The 1,376-nt window shown below is 47.7% G+C and carries 2 protein-coding genes; one reads left to right on the forward strand and one right to left on the reverse strand.

The genetic code is table 11. The features are described 5' to 3' along the window. On the forward strand, positions 1 to 210 hold a 210-nt coding region (locus ACSZO4_RS25550; RefSeq protein WP_437891881.1), incomplete at its 5' end, for a type 4 pilus major pilin. A 32-nt stretch (positions 211 to 242) separates the two neighbouring features. Here ACSZO4_RS25550 and ACSZO4_RS25555 read toward each other — a convergent pair. Further along, positions 243 to 1,376, reverse strand: a 1,134-nt coding sequence (locus ACSZO4_RS25555) for a tyrosine-type recombinase/integrase (protein WP_437891882.1), incomplete at its 5' end; no start/stop codon positions are given.

A 1,376-nucleotide genomic window follows, 5' to 3' on the forward strand; every position in this document is an offset into this window, starting at 1 on the left:
GTCGCTAACTCTGCGTTTACCATTACCTATGCCAGTGTTCCGGCAGCAGAATGTACAAAAATAATCGCAGCGGCGGCAGGAAATTTCTATGTGGCAAAAGTGGGTACAAAAACCGTTAAGGCAGCGGGAGGAAGTCTTGATGTCGCAGCGACAACAACAGCCTGCAACAGTGGCGGGAACAACAACTCTTTGGTGCTGACTTCTTTATAAATGAGTAAGGGGCTGACAGCCCCTTTTGAATATTATCCCTTCTGTGAAAACTCAAACGGCCTAACCATCCCGTTGCTGTTAGCATCAAGGAAATCAGCCCACCATTGCAGCATCAGGCGGCGTTGTTCAAGGTGTTTGGCCTTATGGGTGTAGGCGGCGCGAACGTTGTTCTTTTCCATGTGGCTCATCTGAAGCTCTACCACATCTTCAGGCCAGATGCCCGATTCAATTAAGGCACTACACGCGAGCGTACGGAAACCATGACCGCACAGATCGGTTTTGGTGTCATAGCCCATTTTGCGTAGTGCCTTATTGATGGTGTTCTCACTCATCGGTTTCATCGCATCATAACAGCCCGTCAGGATAAAGCCGTCATCACCGTTAACGTCATAGGTGAGGTCTTTTAGTTCTTCCAAAATTGCCAGAGCCTGATTGCACAGGGGAACATAATGTTTCCTACGCATTTTGGCACCACGGCCTGAATGCTTGATCCCTTCAATGGCTTCACGTTGTTCAGGGATAACCCACAAACCGCTTTTGAAATCGATTTCTGACCATCGGGCAAAGCGGAGTTCACTGGAACGGACAAAAATCAGCAGATTAAGTTTTATCGCAAGTAAGGTCAGTCTGCTACGCCCCTGATAGCCTTCAATGCGTTCCAGTAGGGTAGGTATCTCTTCCAGTTCAATAGCAGGGCGGTGTTCCGTCTGTGGCTTCTGAATCGCACCTTCTAAGTCATAGGCTGGATTGAAACGGATCATCTTTTGCTGGACGGCATAACGCATGATGGCGGTAGCGTACTGCTTCACCCGCATAGCAATTTCCAGATAACCCAGCTTCTCTATCTTTTTGATAGGAATCAGCAGATCGCCTGTATCCAGTTCAGCAATATCTTTTTCACCAATGTCAGGGAACAGATAAGTTTCCAGTCGTGTCCAGACAGAACGCTGATAATCTTCCGACCATGTGGTTTTGGTGGCAAACCAACTTTTGGCGACGGTTTTGAAAGCGCGGGTATTGTTACGCTTCTCTTGAATTGTTTTGTTGTCAGCCTGCTTTTTAGCGCTGGGGTCAATTCCAGCCGCTAACAGTTTTTTTGCTTCATCCCGGCGTTGTCTTGCGTCAGAAAGAGAAACAGCAGGGTAAACACCGATAGAGAAAAGTTT

The sequence above is a fragment of the Phytobacter sp. V91 genome (assembly GCF_965644225.1).
In the GTDB taxonomy this organism is placed as follows: Bacteria; Pseudomonadota; Gammaproteobacteria; order Enterobacterales; family Enterobacteriaceae; genus CBFFRJ01.